Raw genomic sequence first — 16,130 nt, 5'->3', positions numbered from 1 at the left:
AAGTTCTATTTATACACATTCAATCGTTCTTGCATTGAGTCCATCAAAACCCCTTGGGTGTTGTATGGTTAAGCCTCACGGGCAATTAGTACAGGTTAGCTCAACGCCTCACAACGCTTACACACCCTGCCTATCAACGTTCTAGTCTCGAACAACCCTTTAGGATACTTAAAGTATCAGGGAAGACTCATCTCAGGGCTCGCTTCCCGCTTAGATGCTTTCAGCGGTTATCGATTCCGAACTTAGCTACCGGGCAATGCGTCTGGCGACACAACCCGAACACCAGAGGTTCGTCCACTCCGGTCACTCTCGTACTAGGAGCAGCCCCTTCAATCTTCCAACGCCCACGGCGAGATAGGAATAGAACTGTCTCACGACGTTCTAAACCCAGCTCGCGTACCACTTTAAATGGCGAACAGCCATACCCTTGGGATCGACTTCAGCCCCAGGATGTGATGAGCCGACATCGAGGTGCCAAACACCGCCGTCGATATGAACTCTTGGGCGGTATCAGCCTGTTATCCCCGGAGTACCTTTTATCCGTTGAGCGATGGCCTTCCATACAGAACCACCGGATCACTATGACCTGCTTTCGCACCTGCTCGAATTGTCATTCTCGCAGTCAAGCGGGCTTATGCCATTGCACTAACCTCACGATGTCCAACCGTGATTAGCCCACCTTCGTGCTCCTCCGTTACTCTTTGGGAGGAGACCGCCCCAGTCAAACTACCCACCAGGCACTGTCCGCAACCCCGATAAGGGGTCGACGTTAGAACATCAACACTACAAGGGTGGTATTTCAAGGACGGCTCCACGCAATCTAGCGACTGCGCTTCAAAGCCTCCCACCTATCCTACACATGTAGGGTCAATGTTCAGTGCCAAGCTGTAGTAAAGGTTCACGGGGTCTTTCCGTCTAGCCGCGGGTACACTGCATCTTCACAGCGATTTCAATTTCACTGAGTCTCGGGTGGAGACAGCGTGGCCATCATTACGCCATTCGTGCAGGTCGGAACTTACCCGACAAGGAATTTCGCTACCTTAGGATAGATTATAGTTACGGCCGCCGTTTACCGGGGCTTCGATCAAGAGCTTCGACCGAAGTCTAACCCCATCAATTAACCTTCCGGCACCGGGCAGGCGTCACACCGTATACGTCATCTTACGATTTTGCACAGTGCTGTGTTTTTAATAAACAGTTGCAGCCACCTGGTATCTGCGACTCTCGTCAGCTCCATCCGCAAGGGACTTCACCATCAAGAGCGTACCTTCTCCCGAAGTTACGGTACCATTTTGCCTAGTTCCTTCACCCGAGTTCTCTCAAGCGCCTTGGTATTCTCTACCCGACCACCTGTGTCGGTTTGGGGTACGATTCCTTACAATCTGAAGCTTAGAGGCTTTTCCTGGAAGCATGGCATCAATGACTTCACTACCGTAGTAGCTCGACGTCGTGTCTCAGCCTTAAGAAGAGCCGGATTTACCTAACTCTTCAGCCTACGCACTTGAACCTGGACAACCGTCGCCAGGCTACCTAGCCTTCTCCGTCCCCCATCGCAATTGTAAGAAGTACGGGAATATTAACCCGTTTCCCATCGACTACGCCTTTCGGCCTCGCCTTAGGGGTCGACTTACCCTGCCCCGATTAACGTTGGACAGGAACCCTTGGTCTTCCGGCGAGGAGGTTTTTCACCCCTTTATCGTTACTCATGTCAGCATTCGCACTTCTGATACCTCCAGCATGCTTTACAACACACCTTCAACGGCTTACAGAACGCTCCCCTACCCAATGAAGTAAAACTTCATTGCCGCAGCTTCGGTTTATTACTTAGCCCCGTTACATCTTCCGCGCAGGCCGACTCGACCAGTGAGCTATTACGCTTTCTTTAAATGATGGCTGCTTCTAAGCCAACATCCTGGCTGTCTGAGCCTTCCCACATCGTTTCCCACTTAGTAATAATTTGGGATATTAGCTGGCGGTCTGGGTTGTTTCCCTCTCCACGACGGACGTTAGCACCCGCCGTGTGTCTCCCGGATAGTACTTACTGGTATTCGGAGTTTGCAAAGGGTTGGTAAGTCGGGATGACCCCCTAGCCTTAACAGTGCTCTACCCCCAGTAGTATTCGTCCGAGGCGCTACCTAAATAGCTTTCGGGGAGAACCAGCTATCTCCAGGTTTGATTGGCCTTTCACCCCTAGCCACAAGTCATCCGCTAATTTTTCAACATTAGTCGGTTCGGTTCATCCAATTGATGTTACTCAATCTTCAACCTGCCCATGGCTAGATCACCTGGTTTCGGGTCTATATCCAGCGACTAAGTCGCGCAGTTAACACTCGCTTTCGCTACGGCTCCCCTAGATGGTTAACCTTGCCACTGAATATAAGTCGCTGACCCATTATACAAAGGTACGCAGTCACACCACGAAGGTGCTCCTACTGCTTGTACGTACACGGTTTCAGGTTCTATTTCACTCCCCTCACAGGGGTTCTTTTCGCCTTTCCCTCACGGTACTGGTTCACTATCGGTCAGTCAGTAGTATTTAGCCTTGGAGGATGAATTTTCATATTCAGACAGGATATCACGTGTCCCGCCCTACTCGATTTCACTGAATGTGCGTTGTCAACTACGGGGCTATCACCCTTTATTGCCGGACTTTCCAGACCGTTCGTCTAACGCATATAAAGCTTAGGGGCTAGTCCAATTTCGCTCGCCGCTACTTTCGGAATCTCGGTTGATTTCTTTTCCTCGGGGTACTTAGATGTTTCAGTTCCCCGGTTCGCCTCGCTGCGCTATGTATTCACGCAGCGATACTAGCTTATGCTAGTGGGTTTCCCCATTCGGAAATCCCAGACTCAAGTGGTTTTTACTACCTAATCTGGGCTTATCGCAAGTTAATACGTCCTTCATCGCCTCTGACTGCCAAGGCATCCACCGTGTACGCTTAGTCACTTAACCATACAACCCGAAGGAGTTTCGAGTTGATAATCAAATCACCAAAGTTGTCTCTCATTATTTGAATGAGCGAGAGACATTTCGATTTTGCCGGACTCAATTTCGAATAATCACTTTAAAAGTGATATTCCCAAGAACACTTGAATGTGTTTTTTGGTGTTTGTCTTAAAGACAAACATTGAGAACTTTACAAACAATCTTAAAGATTGTTTTGTCAGCTTTCCAAATTGTTAAAGAGCAAATCACTTCCTAAGAAGTTCATTTTCTAAAGACTTTCAGAGTCGAAGATTCTAACCACATACGTCTTACTGAAGTGGTTTGGAATTCCTATCCAAAAATACTTAGAGAATGGTGGGCGATACCGGGCTCGAACCAGTGACCCCCTGCTTGTAAGGCAGGTGCTCTCCCAACTGAGCTAATCGCCCACATTATTTTTTCATTCTCGTGGAGAGAATGGTGGGTCGTGCAGGATTCGAACCTGCGACCAATTGATTAAAAGTCAACTGCTCTACCAACTGAGCTAACGACCCAATGGTATCCCGTAGGGGAGTCGAACCCCTGTTACCGCCGTGAAAGGGCGGTGTCCTAGGCCTCTAGACGAACGGGACACTGGATTGAAGATATTGGGATATCTTCGTCTCTTTTACTTATAAACCGTATCAATCTGTGTGGACACTCATCGTGAGTAATCATCGTATAAGGAGGTGATCCAGCGCCAGGTTCCCCTAGCGCTACCTTGTTACGACTTCACCCCAGTCATGAACCACAAAGTGGTAAGCGTCCTCCCGAAGGTTAAACTACCTACTTCTTTTGCAGCCCACTCCCATGGTGTGACGGGCGGTGTGTACAAGGCTAGGAACGTATTCACCGTGGCATTCTGATCCACGATTACTAGCGATTCCGACTTCATGGAGTCGAGTTGCAGACTCAATCCGGACTACGACGCACTTTTTGGGATTCGCTCACTATCGCTAGCTTGCTGCCCTCTGTATGCGCCATTGTAGCACGTGTGTAGCCCTACTCGTAAGAGTATGATGACTTGACGTCGTCCCCACCTTCCTCCGGTTTATCACCGGCAGTCTCCCTGAAGTTCCCGACATTACTCGCTGGCAAACAAGGATAAGGGTTGCGCTCGTTGCGGGACTTAACCCAACATTTCACAACACGAGCTGACGACAGCCATGCAGCACCTGTCTCAGAGTTCCCGAAGGCACCAATCCATCTCTGGAAAGTTCTCTGGATGTCAAGAGTAGGTAAGGTTCTTCGCGTTGCATCGAATTAAACCACATGCTCCACCGCTTGTGCAGCTCCGTCAATTCATTTGAGTTTTAATCTTGCGACCGTACTCCCCAGGCGGTCTACTTAACGCGTTAGCTCCGAAAGCCACGGCTCAAGGCCACAACCTCCAAGTAGACATCGTTTACGGCGTGGACTACCAGGGTATCTAATCCTGTTTGCTCCCCACGCTTTCGCATCTGAGTGTCAGTATCTGTCCAGAGTCGCCTTCGCCACCGGTATTCCTTCAGATCTCTACGCATTTCACCGCTACACCTGAAATTCTACCCCCTCTACAGTACTCTAGTCTGCCAGTTTCAAATGCTATTCCGAGGTTGAGCCCCGGGCTTTCACATCTGACTTAACAAACCACCTGCATGCGCTTTACGCCCAGTAATTCCGATTAACGCTCGCACCCTCCGTATTACCGCGGCTGCTGGCACGGAGTTAGCCGGTGCTTCTTCTGTCGCTAACGTCAAATGATAGTGCTATTAACACTACCACCTTCCTCACGACTGAAAGTGCTTTACAACCCGAAGGCCTTCTTCACACACGCGGCATGGCTGCATCAGGCTTGCGCCCATTGTGCAATATTCCCCACTGCTGCCTCCCGTAGGAGTCTGGACCGTGTCTCAGTTCCAGTGTGGCTGATCATCCTCTCAGACCAGCTAGGGATCGTCGCCTTGGTGAGCCATTACCTCACCAACTAGCTAATCCCACCTAGGCATATCCTGACGCGAGAGGCTGAAGATTCCACCTCTTTGGCTAGTAGGCATCATGCGGTATTAGCCATCGTTTCCAATGGTTATCCCCCACATCAGGGCAATTTCCTAGGCATTACTCACCCGTCCGCCGCTCGACGCCCTTAACGTCCCCGAAGGTTCAGTTAAGTCGTTTCCGCTCGACTTGCATGTGTTAGGCCTGCCGCCAGCGTTCAATCTGAGCCATGATCAAACTCTTCAATTTAAGATTTTGTTCGGCTCAACGAATACTGACTTCAAAACTCATCCTTACTCGAAAGTAAGAAGTAATTTTAAAGCTATTACCATTCCAACAGAATGATAATGAATTGACTGTGCCAAGTCCGAAGACTTGATTGGTCACTCAGTTCATTGAAACCTAATTTGATACCGAGGTATCTAATTGGATTATCATCAACGAGTGCCCACACAGATTGATAGGTCTATATTGTTAAAGAGCTTTCCTATTGAGCTTTGCTCAAATCGGACGGCCATTTTAGCGAGTTAGAGTTTAGTGTCAATCACTTTTTTCAAACTTTCTTTCAAGCGTTTTCGCTTGGCTAATTGGCTTGCTAACTTGGCTTTCGTTTCTTTCGAAGCGTTGCCGTGTCAGCGAGGTGGCATTATAGAGATTGCGATCACATTGGCAAGCCCTTTTTCACCTTTTTTTTGATTTTTTTATCGTTTGAATGTTTTTTATTCTAAAAGCCGAGTTTTTGCTACTCTTCTCACCAGATATCACTGTTATTGGCGCTTTATAAGGAGTAAAGATGAGTTCAATCAGAAGTTATAAAGGCATACGCCCACAGCTAGGTAAGCGTGTATACATAGATTCAACCTCTGTTTTAGTCGGTGATATTCGTATTGGCGACGATTCGAGTGTCTGGCCACTAGTTGCAGCTCGTGGTGATGTGAACCATATTCATATTGGTGCTCGAACCAACATTCAAGATGGTAGCGTACTGCATGTAACCCATAAAAATGCTGAGAATCCCAACGGCTATCCGCTAATCATTGGTAATGATGTCACTATTGGTCATAAAGTCATGTTACACGGCTGCGAAATCCACGATCGTGTATTGGTTGGTATGGGAGCAATCGTTTTAGATAACGTTGTTGTCGAATCAGACGTAATGATAGGCGCTGGAAGTTTAGTCCCACCGGGGAAAGTATTAGAAAGTGGTTACTTATATGTGGGCAGTCCGGTAAAACAAGCTCGCCCTCTATCAGAGAAAGAACGAGCTTTCTTGCAAAAGTCTGCCAATAACTATGTGCAGAACAAAAACGACTACATTAACGAAGTGGAAGACATCAATGAGTAGTCAGGAATAGTCCGCTAGTCGATGATGATATGGCCTTCTTCACTGAAGGCTTCCTCTTCTATTAACTCTTCAGCGATTTCTTCAAGATCAAAGCGGTAATCAGTAAATACTTTGATTGCCGCTTGCTCAGTTTCAATCAGTGAACCACTGAGCTTTACTAACTTTTGTTTAGTGACATAACACTCAATCAGCGCACCTGATTGCTGCGCAGCAAAATTTACCGATTGTGATGCTTCATCCCAAGACTGCATGTCAGGGAACAGAATGGATTGATTCATTGATTACTGACCTTCAAGATTCTTTCTTAGCTCTCTAAGAATTTGTTTTGAGCCAGGGCGTAGACCTCGCCATAACATAAAGCTTTCCGCTGCCTGCCCTACCAACATTCCAAGACCGTCATACGCATAGGCAGCACCGTTTTCTTTTGCCCATAAATTAAAGCTCGTCACTCCTTTGCCATAAATCATATCGTAGCTAGTACTATTGCTACCAAAGATAGAAGAAGAAATAGCGGGCAACTCACCACTAAGAGAAGCGGAAGTGGAGTTGATGATGACGTCATATTCTTCATCAATGCTCTCCATCTCTTTGGCTGTGATCGGGCCATGAGAGACAAACAACCCTGCAAGATCCTGAGCTTTGCTAAAGGTACGGTTGGTTATAGTTAAAGAGATAGGGTTTTGCTCAAGGAGTGGTTTAATCACACCACGAGCAGCACCACCAGCACCGATGATCAGGATTCGTGCACCTTCCAACATGACTTGATACTGAAGTAAGTCTTGTACTAGACCCGCACCATCGGTGTTATCACCAATGATTTCTCCATCATCAAGCTTCTTTAGTGTATTGACCGCACCCGCTAGCTGAGCGCGCTCTGTGAGGCGACTAGCAAATTGATAAGCATCTTCTTTAAATGGCATGGTGATGTTGCAACCTCTACCACCTTCAGCAAAAAACACCTTCGCCGCTTCGATAAAACCATCAATAGGAGCGCTTTCTGCGGTATATACCAAAGGCTGATTGGTTTGGCGTGCAAACAAGGTGTGTATGAACGGTGACTTACTGTGCCCGATAGGGTTACCAAACACGGCATAGCGATCAATTTGCTGAGTCATTTCCTTACCTTCATTCCTTACTATATAGAAAAAACAGGGCCATCTGATTACAGATGACCCTATCACTATCTATCTATATAGAAAAGGAGATTCAGTGCTTACCAATCACGTGGGTTTAGGTATTGCTCGTAAAGCTCTGCTTCTGGAGAACCTGCTTGTGGCTCGTAGCTGTATTCCCAACGAGCAAGAGGTGGCATCGACATCAATATCGACTCTGTACGCCCGCCACTTTGTAGACCAAACAGAGTACCGCGGTCATACACAAGGTTGAATTCAACGTAGCGACCACGGCGGTATAGTTGGAATTCACGCTCACGCTCACCGTACTCAATGCTTTTACGACGAGATACAATCGGCAGGTAAGCTTGGCAATATCCTTCGCCAACCGCTTTGATGTAGTCAAAACACTTGTCGAATTCCCACTGGTTTAGGTCATCAAAGAACAGACCACCAACACCGCGAGTTTCATTACGATGTGGTAGGAAGAAGTATTTGTCACACCATGCTTTGTGCTCTGCGTAAACGTGGTCACCGAATGGCGCACAAAGCTGTTTTGCTGTGTCGTGCCATGATTGGCAATCTTCTTCAAATGGGTAGAAAGGCGTTAAGTCAAAACCACCACCAAACCACCAAATTGGGTCTTCGCCATCTTTCTCTGCAATAAAGAAGCGGACATTGGCATGTGAAGTCGGTACATAAGGGTTTTTAGGGTGAATAACCAAAGAAACACCCATCGCTTCAAAACGACGACCCGCTAACTCTGGACGATGCGCCGTCGCAGATGCTGGCATTTCATTACCTTCGACATGAGAGAAGTTCACCCCTCCTTGCTCGAAGACATGACCATCACGCAATACGCGAGTGCGGCCACCGCCACCAAGACGCTCTCCTTTTTCACGTTGCCATGCATCTTCGACAAAGACGGCCTTTCCATCTTCTTGCTCTAGTTGCTGACAAATGGAATCCTGAAGTGACATCAAGAACTGCTTTACGGCGTGCTTATCGATTGCTGACATACGTGTAGTACCTATTGATTGCTGACTAGCAGGGTTAGCCCTGTCTTAATATTTGCGAGGTTTTAGCATCACGGATTTCACTCGGCTTGTCACGACCACTGGTTTTACCACGTAAGATCGCCACAAGTCGGTCACCTAACTGTTCTTCGACTTCTTCCGTCGTCATACAAGGAGGCAGACCTGTAAGATTCGCGCTGGTAGAGGTTAGCGGCTTTCCGAACGCATTACACATCTTTTGTACCAAAGGATGATCCGTCACACGTACGGCAATCGAATCAAATTGACCCGATACCCAGTGAGAGACTTTGTCACTCGCCGGCATGATCCAAGTGTATGGCCCAGGCCACGTTGCGTGGACTTTATCTAACTGATCTTGAGTCAACTGAGATTCATCAACATAAGGTAAAAGCTGCTCATAACTCGCCGCAATAAGAATGAGCCCCTTCTCTACTGGGCGCTGCTTTAGCTCTAGCAACTTCTGAATCGCTTCTGGGTTATCTGGGTCACAGCCAACACCAAACACGCCCTCTGTTGGGTAGGCGATCACTTCGCCTGTTTGCAGTGCTTCTAGCACCTGTTCAAAGTTCTCCACTGATGACTTCCTGATAATCTTATTTGTTGTGTTTGTACTAAGTGTACAAATATTCATTCTTAGAGACTAAAGCAATTTGTTTATAAAATGTATCAATAGCATTTACAAACGCACGCAAACGTTTGCTTGAGGTAAAAATCCCCGTATAATGCGCACAAATTTATCAGCTCACCTAATTTTGCAGCTTGAAGGAGTTTGAGATGAAAGTCGGTATCATCATGGGTTCTAAATCAGATTGGCCAACCATGAAACTAGCAGCAGACATGCTGGATCAATTTGGCGTGTCTTACGAAACAAAGGTGGTGTCAGCTCACCGTACTCCTCAATTATTGGCTGATTACGCAAGCAGTGCGAAAGAACGCGGCATTAAAGTCATCATCGCGGGTGCAGGCGGTGCCGCTCACCTACCAGGCATGGCAGCAGCGTTTACCAGCATACCTGTACTTGGCGTTCCAGTTCAGTCTCGTGCGCTGAAAGGCATGGATTCACTGCTTTCTATCGTACAAATGCCAAAGGGCATTGCGGTTGGTACATTGGCGATAGGCGAAGCTGGCGCAGCAAACGCTGGCATCCTAGCAGCTCAAATCCTTGGTACACATGATGAAGCGATCATGGCAAAAGTCGAAGCGTTCCGTAACGAACAAACGGAAACTGTTTTGGCGAACCCAAACCCTGCTGAGGATTAATCAGATGCATGTACTGGTTCTTGGTGCGGGCCAATTAGCTCGTATGATGTCTCTGGCTGGTGCGCCACTGAATATTCAAATCTCAGCTTACGATGTGGGCAGTGGTAACATCGTTCATCCACTGACTCAGCATGTACTAGGTAACGGCTTAGAGAATGCGATTGAACAAGTGGACGTCATTACTGCTGAGTTCGAGCATATCCCACATGACGTGCTTGATGTGTGTGAAGCCAGTGGTAAGTTCCTACCAAGTAAGCAAGCCATCAAAGCGGGTGGTGATCGCCGTATTGAGAAAGCATTGCTTGATGATGCAAACGTACGTAACGCGAAATACTACGTAATCGAAAATCGTGAAGACTTTGACCGCGCAATTGAACACGTTGGTATGCCAATGGTTCTGAAAAGTGCGTTGGGTGGTTACGATGGTAAAGGCCAGTGGCGCTTAAAAGAAACTTCTCAAGTCGAAGGCATTTGGACAGAGATGGCAGAGTGCATCGCGGCAGCAAAGACTCAAGCAATTGTTGCTGAGGAATTTGTCCCTTTTAACCGCGAAGTTTCACTGGTTGGTGCTCGCGGTAAAGATGGCAGCGTTGAAGTGTACCCACTTGCAGAAAACGTCCATACCAATGGTGTATTGAGTCTTTCTACTGCGATTGATGCACCAGAATTGCAAGAGCAAGCAAAACAGATGTTCACGTCCGTAGCCAACGACTTAAATTATGTTGGCGTGTTAGCGCTGGAGTTCTTTGACGTTGACGGCACTTTGCTGGTTAACGAAATCGCACCACGCGTACACAACTCTGGCCACTGGACTCAACAGGGTGCAGAAACCTGTCAGTTTGAGAACCACCTACGCGCCGTGTGTGGCATGCCTTTGGGTAGCACTAAGCTGGTTCGTGAAACCTCGATGATTAATATTCTTGGTGAAGACACAGTGCCAGAAACATTGCTAGCAATGGATGGTTGCCACATTCATTGGTACGGCAAAGAAAAACGTGCGGGTCGCAAGATGGGTCACATCAACGTGTGCGGCGATTATACTGGCGAGCTGAATCGTAAACTGTGTGCATTGGCAGATGTTCTCGATGAAGAAGCCTTCCCTGCAGTGCATGAATTCGCTAAGCAGTGGCAAGCGTAGAAATATTTCTGAATAAATAGCAAAAGGGTCGCATCGTGCGGCCCTTTTTTAATTAGATGTACCGTCCTAAATAAGGTTGACACATTTCCAACATGAAATTGGAGAGTGTCATGAAATCAACGAGTAAACGAACCCAACGAGATTATTCTCTTGCCTTTAAATTGACGGTTGTTGACCAAGTAGAAAAAGGTGAAATGACCTATAAACAAGCTCAAGAGCGATACGGGATACAAGGCCGATCTACTGTCTTAGTTTGGCTTCGTAAGCACGGTCAGCTAAATTGGTCTAAAGGAATAGAGAAACCAAACACAGTAGGTAATGGCATGCCTGATTCTCCTTCTACTCAAACTCCAGAACAACGGATAAAAGAACTCGAGCAACAACTTGAAGAAACTCAACTGAAAGCGGACTTCTTTGAGGCTGTCGTAAAAGTAATGGATAGGGATTTCGGTGTCCGAATCTCAAAGAAGCGCAAAGCCGAGTTATTAAGGAAAAAACGGTCAAAAGGCTCACAGTAACTAAAGCTTGCCACTTCATCGGGATTACTCGGCAGGCGTTTTACAAACGCTACGCGCTCGAGCTTCAGCGAACTCAGAAAGAGCAATCTGTCATTGGGTTCGTCAAAGAGTAAAGGATTCAACATCCTCGATTAGGAACTCGAAAGCTCAAGTACTTACTCAGTCAGAATAACATTGATATAGGGCGAGACTGTCTGTTTTCGTTGCTAAAACAGCATCGACTGTTGGTCTTAAATCGTAGGGCTTATCATCGAACAACAAACAGCCATCACCGGTTCCACTGCCATCCAAACCGAATCAAAGAGGGCATGGTTCCAAATAAACCGGAGCAGTTATGGGTCGCTGATATCACTTACTTGGCAACACGAGCGGGAAATACTTATCTCAGCTTAATCACTGACGCCTACTCGAGGAAGATAGTTGGGTATCATCTAGATGATAATATGAAGACGCCAGCCGTTAAAAGTGCATTCCTGAAGGCTTTGAAAGAGCGGCTATATGAGGGCGAGCTTATTCATCACTCTGACCGAGGTATTCAATACTGTTCTGAGGAATATCAGTCACTACACAGAAAATATCACGTGACATGCTCTATGACTGATGGATACGACTGCTATCAAAATGCTCTAGCTGAAAGAGTAAATGGTATTTTAAAGATGGAGTACTTGCTGACTAAGCCGAACGACTTGAATGAAGCTAAGAAAATGGTTGCTGAGTCGGTGAAACTCTATAATGAACAGAGGCCACATACAGCTCTAAAATACAAAACGCCCGATGAAGTTCATCGAGCGTTTTAACTAAAAGTGTCAACCCATATCAGGACGGGTCAAGAACTGAAGGCTATTGTGATTGAGTATGCTGGCACTTACGACTTGCGCATTGCAGCTTGATCCCGCTGGCAAGTTTCTTTTCTACCAACAAGGTAAACCCACATTCCTCGCAGCGGCCTCTTACAGGCGGCAAGTTCACCGCAAACTTACACTTCGGATAGTTATCACACGCATAAAATGTTTTACCAAATCGGGTCTTACGCTCAACCAAATGTCCTTTACCACATTCAGGGCAAGCATGTTGCTCTTTCGCTTGCTGCTCTGGCTCAGGTTGGTTAATCGACTCAATATGATGACATTCTGGGTAATGGCTGCAGCCAACAAACATACCATAACGCCCTTGGCGCAACACCAGCTCATTACCGCAATCTGGGCAAGGCACGCCCAACTCTTTTACGATGTGGCCATCATTGCTGTGTAGCGGCTTGATATAATCGCAACTTGGATAATGGCTACAACCTAAAAACGGGCCATGCTTACCGTGTTTAAGAGAGACTTCCCCACCGCATTTAGGACAAGGTTCGCGCTCAAGCGCATGCTCATGTGCCGAGAAAAGGTTGTGATCGATTTTACTACTCATACTCATCGCTCAAGCAGAAGATATTAATGAAGAATACCTTGTTCCTTGGTGTATAGCAGCTCTTCCATCAGCGTGTAGGCGTTTTCGTTGCCCGGCACATTAAACAGCACCATAAGAATGATCCATTTCAGGTCTTCAAGCTCAAATTCATGAGTTTCTAGCCCCATCACCCGATCAATAACCATTTCGCGAGTTTCCGTAGTCAGAACATTGATTTGCTCTAGAAACAATAGAAAACCACGACATTCAAGATCCAAACGCTGCATCTCAGACGATGTATAAATACGGGTCGATGCCGCTGCAATGCAAGTCGAGATAGCAGAATGTGCGTCACTTTGTTGCAACGCCGCCAGCTCTTCTAACCAGACAAGGGCTTTGTAGATGTCTTTTTGTTGGAAACCTGCACGAAGCAACTCATCTTCCAACTCGTCTTGATCGACCTGTAAATCTGCATCGCTATGGATGTAGGTTTCAAATAGATACATAAGTATATCCATCATCATAGCTAGCCCCTCCCCTTTCGAATATAGCCACCGGATACTGCAACAACATGCCCTGAAAGCTCAAGCTCTAAGAGCTGCATCATGACTTCTTGGACAGGTATATTGGTCCTGTTTGCAAGAATATCAACTGGTGTAGCCTCATTTCCTACGTTAGCTAACAGCTGAGGAAATGGCAATTCTTCTTCATCAATTGGCGCAGAAAATAAATCTAAGCTTTGATTAATAGACCAATCAAGCAGTGACTGTATTTCATTTAACACGTCTTGAGTAGTTTGTACGAGACAAGCACCGTTACGAATCAATTGATTACCGCCACTCGCATTGGGCGAATGAATAGAGGCAGGAAGCGCAAATACTTCACGACCTTGTTCCAGAGCATAACGAGCAGTAATCAAGGAGCCACTTTTTTCCGCCGCTTCCACCACCAATACACCCAACGACAAACCACTAATAATTCGATTGCGACGTGGGAAGTTTTCCGCACGAGGTTTCGCTTTTGGACGAAACTCCGAAACGAGAGTGCCATTCTCCATGACACGCTGCGCTAAACCACGATGCCTGGCGGGGTACACTTGCTCCAACCCAGAACCTAAGACAGCGATAGTTTTACCGCCCGCCATAAGCGCACCATCATGAGCATGACCATCAATACCCAAAGCCAAGCCACTGGTCACGATCAGATCATGTTGTACGAGTTCTGAAGCAAAGCTACGAGCATGTTGCAACCCATCCACACTAGCATTACGACTACCAACCATGGCGATTTGCGGTTGAGACAAACAGCTCGCATCTCCCTTTACAAATAATAAAGGAGGTGGCGCGACCGTTTGTTTAAGAAGTGGAGGATAAAGTGGATTCGCCAAGGTGAGAATAGAATGATGGGAAGAGGATGCTAACCAAGTTAAACAAGCATCGACTTCTTTATCGACCTCAGACCATGCTTGTAACTGTTTCATCGTCAGCCCAAGGCGGAGAAGCTGTTCAGTCGAGTACTGGACAATGTTATTCGGCGTGTCTTTGGTCAGCAGCTTATTCATCTTAACCCCGCCAATGCCTGGTAAGCAGCTGAGCTTTAACCAGGCAGCGAGGTCGGTATCATTGTGTGGTTGCATTGGTAGTCGATTCCTCTACCAGAGGAGAAACCACAGTTACCTCTTTGTTGATTGGCTTCGTGCTATTGGTGATCAGAGCAAGACTGAAATACTCATACGGGCGAATCACTAACAACTCCCCAACTTTGCTCTGTGGTAAGGTAATTTTCGTATCGAGCAAACCATTATCTTTGGCAAAGTCATCACCGTCTTTGAATACTGGGTGTGCGTCTTCTTTCAAATCAAACACACTGCCTTGGCGAAGCGCATCCGATGTGCCTTTATCTATCACCACAACTTGGTTGGTCGAGCTATAACGGATACCTTCAATATTCCCCAATAATTTCGCAGAAGAGCCTTGTGGTGATGGCAACGGATAGAATGTTGCAGAGAAATCACCGTTATCAAGAACTTGAACTGGCAAAGCAATGTCGTTACGGACAATCTCTTGCAATTGCGTGGTGATCTTCAGACCAGAAAATTCACTCGACGCCTCGATCAACTCACCTTTAGCAATCAAACGTAATGCCGTGATTTGCTTTGATACATCATCTCGCGAAAAGGTTTCTACAGGTCGATAGATAGCCCATCCTGCCGAAGTTTGCTCACCACTAATATACAGCGTGTCTTCCGCAGTAAGGAATTTGTTGCCTTTACTGCTGCCCATCACTTTGGCTGCATTGTCTAATGTTTCATCATCCACTAAGCGATCGGATTTCAGATAAGGCATCACCAACCCTTCCGCAACCGTCGGTACCGCTTTTCTTTCCGTGATACGCGCTTGAGGGCTAAGCTTTTTAACCGGCTTTAAACTCAATACCGGTTGGCCATTAATCCAAACCAAAGAGAGCTTATCACCGGGATAAATCAGATGTGGGTTGTCTATTTCTGGGTTTACCTGCCACAAACGAGGCCACAACCAAGGGCTATCCAAATACAAAGCAGAAATATCCCACAGCGTATCACCTTTCACCACAACGTAAGTTTTGGGTGCATCGTCTTTAACGGTAAGTGGTTGGGAGTCCGTGTTTGCTACGGCACTGAAAGAGAAAAGTAACGGCAACGTAATGCGAGAAACGTTGCGGAAAATTCGATTCATGACCCTCGTCCTTGGTCTGTTAGGCAGTTACCGGAATGGAAATTGGTATCAGGATGCTGTCATTTAGGTCATAAAATGTCTAGAATTGAGCCAACAAGGTTTGTGCTGTTACGGCACAGTTCAATATTTCGAGTGAATATGTCTGTATTACAAGTATTAACATTCCCAGATGATCGCCTGCGTACCGTTGCAAAACCTGTAGAAGAGGTGACACCTGAGATTCAAAAAATCGTCGATGACATGATTGAAACCATGTACGACGAAGAAGGTATTGGCCTTGCGGCAACGCAGGTTGATATCCATAAACGTATCGTAGTAATTGATATTTCAGAGACTCGCGATGAGCCAATGGTGCTTATCAACCCTGAGATTCTGGAAAAGCGTGGCGAAGATGGCATTGAAGAAGGCTGTCTGTCGGTACCTGGTGCTCGAGCACTTGTAGCTCGTGCTGCTGAAGTTACGGTTAAAGCCCTAGATCGCGATGGCAAAGAATACACTTTCGACGCTGACGATCTACTAGCAATCTGTGTTCAGCACGAACTAGACCATCTAATGGGCAAACTGTTCGTTGATTACCTATCGCCACTAAAGCGCAAGCGTATTCAAGACAAGCTAGCGAAAATCAAACGCTTTAACGAGAAACAGCAAAACGCTTGATCTCGATACAATTTAATTA

At 46.7% G+C, this 16,130-nt stretch carries 12 protein-coding genes, 3 tRNA genes, 2 rRNA genes and 1 pseudogene; 5 read left to right on the top strand and 13 right to left on the bottom strand.

Annotated features, from left to right (window positions below; translation table 11 throughout):
• Positions 1-64 precede the first annotated feature (64 nt).
• From ITG12_RS11305 to ITG12_RS11285, 5 genes are all read right to left on the bottom strand, one after another.
• A 23S ribosomal RNA gene (locus tag ITG12_RS11305) occupies positions 65-2,952 on the bottom strand.
• 346 nt (positions 2,953-3,298) lie between these two features.
• Positions 3,299-3,374, bottom strand: a tRNA-Val gene (locus tag ITG12_RS11300).
• 29 nt (positions 3,375-3,403) lie between these two features.
• Positions 3,404-3,479: transfer RNA gene (locus tag ITG12_RS11295), tRNA-Lys, on the bottom strand.
• Between the two features lie 2 nt (positions 3,480-3,481).
• Positions 3,482-3,557, bottom strand: a tRNA-Glu gene (locus tag ITG12_RS11290).
• A gap of 89 nt (positions 3,558-3,646) precedes the next feature.
• Positions 3,647-5,190, bottom strand: a 16S ribosomal RNA gene (locus tag ITG12_RS11285).
• Together the 16S and 23S rRNA genes with 3 tRNA genes alongside form the textbook arrangement of a ribosomal RNA operon.
• A gap of 544 nt (positions 5,191-5,734) precedes the next feature.
• Here ITG12_RS11285 and ITG12_RS11280 point away from each other — a divergent pair.
• Positions 5,735-6,286 (top strand): gamma carbonic anhydrase family protein, encoded by a 552-nt coding sequence (locus ITG12_RS11280; protein WP_038873851.1) that lies wholly within the window; start codon positions 5,735-5,737, stop codon positions 6,284-6,286.
• Positions 6,287-6,300: 14 nt separating this feature from the next.
• Here the strand turns inward: ITG12_RS11280 and ITG12_RS11275 are convergent, their stop codons facing one another.
• From ITG12_RS11275 to ITG12_RS11260, 4 genes are all read right to left on the bottom strand, one after another.
• The gene (locus ITG12_RS11275) at positions 6,301-6,564 is read right to left on the bottom strand and encodes a DUF1488 domain-containing protein (RefSeq protein ID WP_038873855.1); all 264 of its coding nucleotides are present in this window, start codon (positions 6,562-6,564) and stop codon (positions 6,301-6,303) included.
• A gap of 3 nt (positions 6,565-6,567) precedes the next feature.
• Positions 6,568-7,401 (bottom strand): shikimate dehydrogenase, encoded by an 834-nt coding sequence (gene aroE / locus ITG12_RS11270; protein ID WP_248873076.1) that lies wholly within the window; start codon positions 7,399-7,401, stop codon positions 6,568-6,570.
• Positions 7,402-7,499: 98 nt separating this feature from the next.
• Positions 7,500-8,417, bottom strand: coding sequence for an oxygen-dependent coproporphyrinogen oxidase (gene hemF / locus ITG12_RS11265; RefSeq protein ID WP_248873075.1), 918 nt, complete (start codon positions 8,415-8,417; stop codon positions 7,500-7,502).
• 34 nt (positions 8,418-8,451) lie between these two features.
• Positions 8,452-9,009, bottom strand: a complete 558-nt coding sequence (locus ITG12_RS11260) for an L-threonylcarbamoyladenylate synthase (protein WP_045401092.1) — start codon at positions 9,007-9,009, stop codon at positions 8,452-8,454.
• Positions 9,010-9,209: 200 nt separating this feature from the next.
• Here ITG12_RS11260 and purE point away from each other — a divergent pair, with 200 nt between their 5' ends.
• From purE to ITG12_RS11245, 3 genes and pseudogenes are all read left to right on the top strand, one after another.
• A complete protein-coding gene (purE, locus tag ITG12_RS11255; RefSeq protein WP_248873074.1) occupies positions 9,210-9,695 on the top strand; it encodes a 5-(carboxyamino)imidazole ribonucleotide mutase in 486 nt (161 codons plus the stop codon).
• Positions 9,696-9,699: 4 nt separating this feature from the next.
• Positions 9,700-10,833, top strand: a complete 1,134-nt coding sequence (locus ITG12_RS11250) for a 5-(carboxyamino)imidazole ribonucleotide synthase (RefSeq protein WP_248873073.1) — start codon at positions 9,700-9,702, stop codon at positions 10,831-10,833.
• Positions 10,834-10,943: 110 nt separating this feature from the next.
• A pseudogene (locus tag ITG12_RS11245) lies at positions 10,944-12,148 on the top strand (IS3 family transposase).
• Positions 12,149-12,191: 43 nt separating this feature from the next.
• Here ITG12_RS11245 and ITG12_RS11240 read toward each other — a convergent pair.
• The 4 genes from ITG12_RS11240 to ITG12_RS11225 are packed head-to-tail and all read right to left on the bottom strand — an operon-like array spanning position 12,192 to position 15,454.
• Positions 12,192-12,761 carry a topoisomerase DNA-binding C4 zinc finger domain-containing protein gene (locus ITG12_RS11240; protein ID WP_102389345.1) on the bottom strand — a complete coding sequence of 190 codons (570 nt, stop codon included), beginning with the start codon at positions 12,759-12,761 and terminating at the stop codon, positions 12,192-12,194.
• A 23-nt stretch (positions 12,762-12,784) separates the two neighbouring features.
• Entirely contained in the window at positions 12,785-13,264 is a 480-nt protein-coding gene (locus ITG12_RS11235) for a DUF494 family protein (RefSeq protein ID WP_038870148.1), read from the bottom strand.
• Between the two features lie 2 nt (positions 13,265-13,266).
• The gene (dprA, locus tag ITG12_RS11230; protein ID WP_061036154.1) at positions 13,267-14,376 is read right to left on the bottom strand and encodes a DNA-processing protein DprA; all 1,110 of its coding nucleotides are present in this window, start codon (positions 14,374-14,376) and stop codon (positions 13,267-13,269) included.
• On the bottom strand, positions 14,360-15,454 hold the full coding sequence (locus ITG12_RS11225) for a LysM peptidoglycan-binding domain-containing protein (RefSeq protein ID WP_248873072.1): 1,095 nt from the start codon (positions 15,452-15,454) through the stop codon (positions 14,360-14,362). Before ITG12_RS11225 ends, dprA begins: the two co-directional genes overlap by 17 nt.
• A gap of 138 nt (positions 15,455-15,592) precedes the next feature.
• Between ITG12_RS11225 and def the strand changes: the two genes are divergently transcribed.
• Positions 15,593-16,111 (top strand): peptide deformylase, encoded by a 519-nt coding sequence (gene def, locus ITG12_RS11220; RefSeq protein ID WP_038870153.1) that lies wholly within the window; start codon positions 15,593-15,595, stop codon positions 16,109-16,111.
• Positions 16,112-16,130 lie beyond the last annotated feature (19 nt).

Origin of the sequence: Vibrio sp. ED002, assembly GCF_023277445.1 — a bacterium.
Classification (GTDB): Bacteria; Pseudomonadota; Gammaproteobacteria; order Enterobacterales; family Vibrionaceae; genus Vibrio; species Vibrio jasicida.
This window is presented reverse-complemented; position numbering and strand designations above follow the sequence as displayed.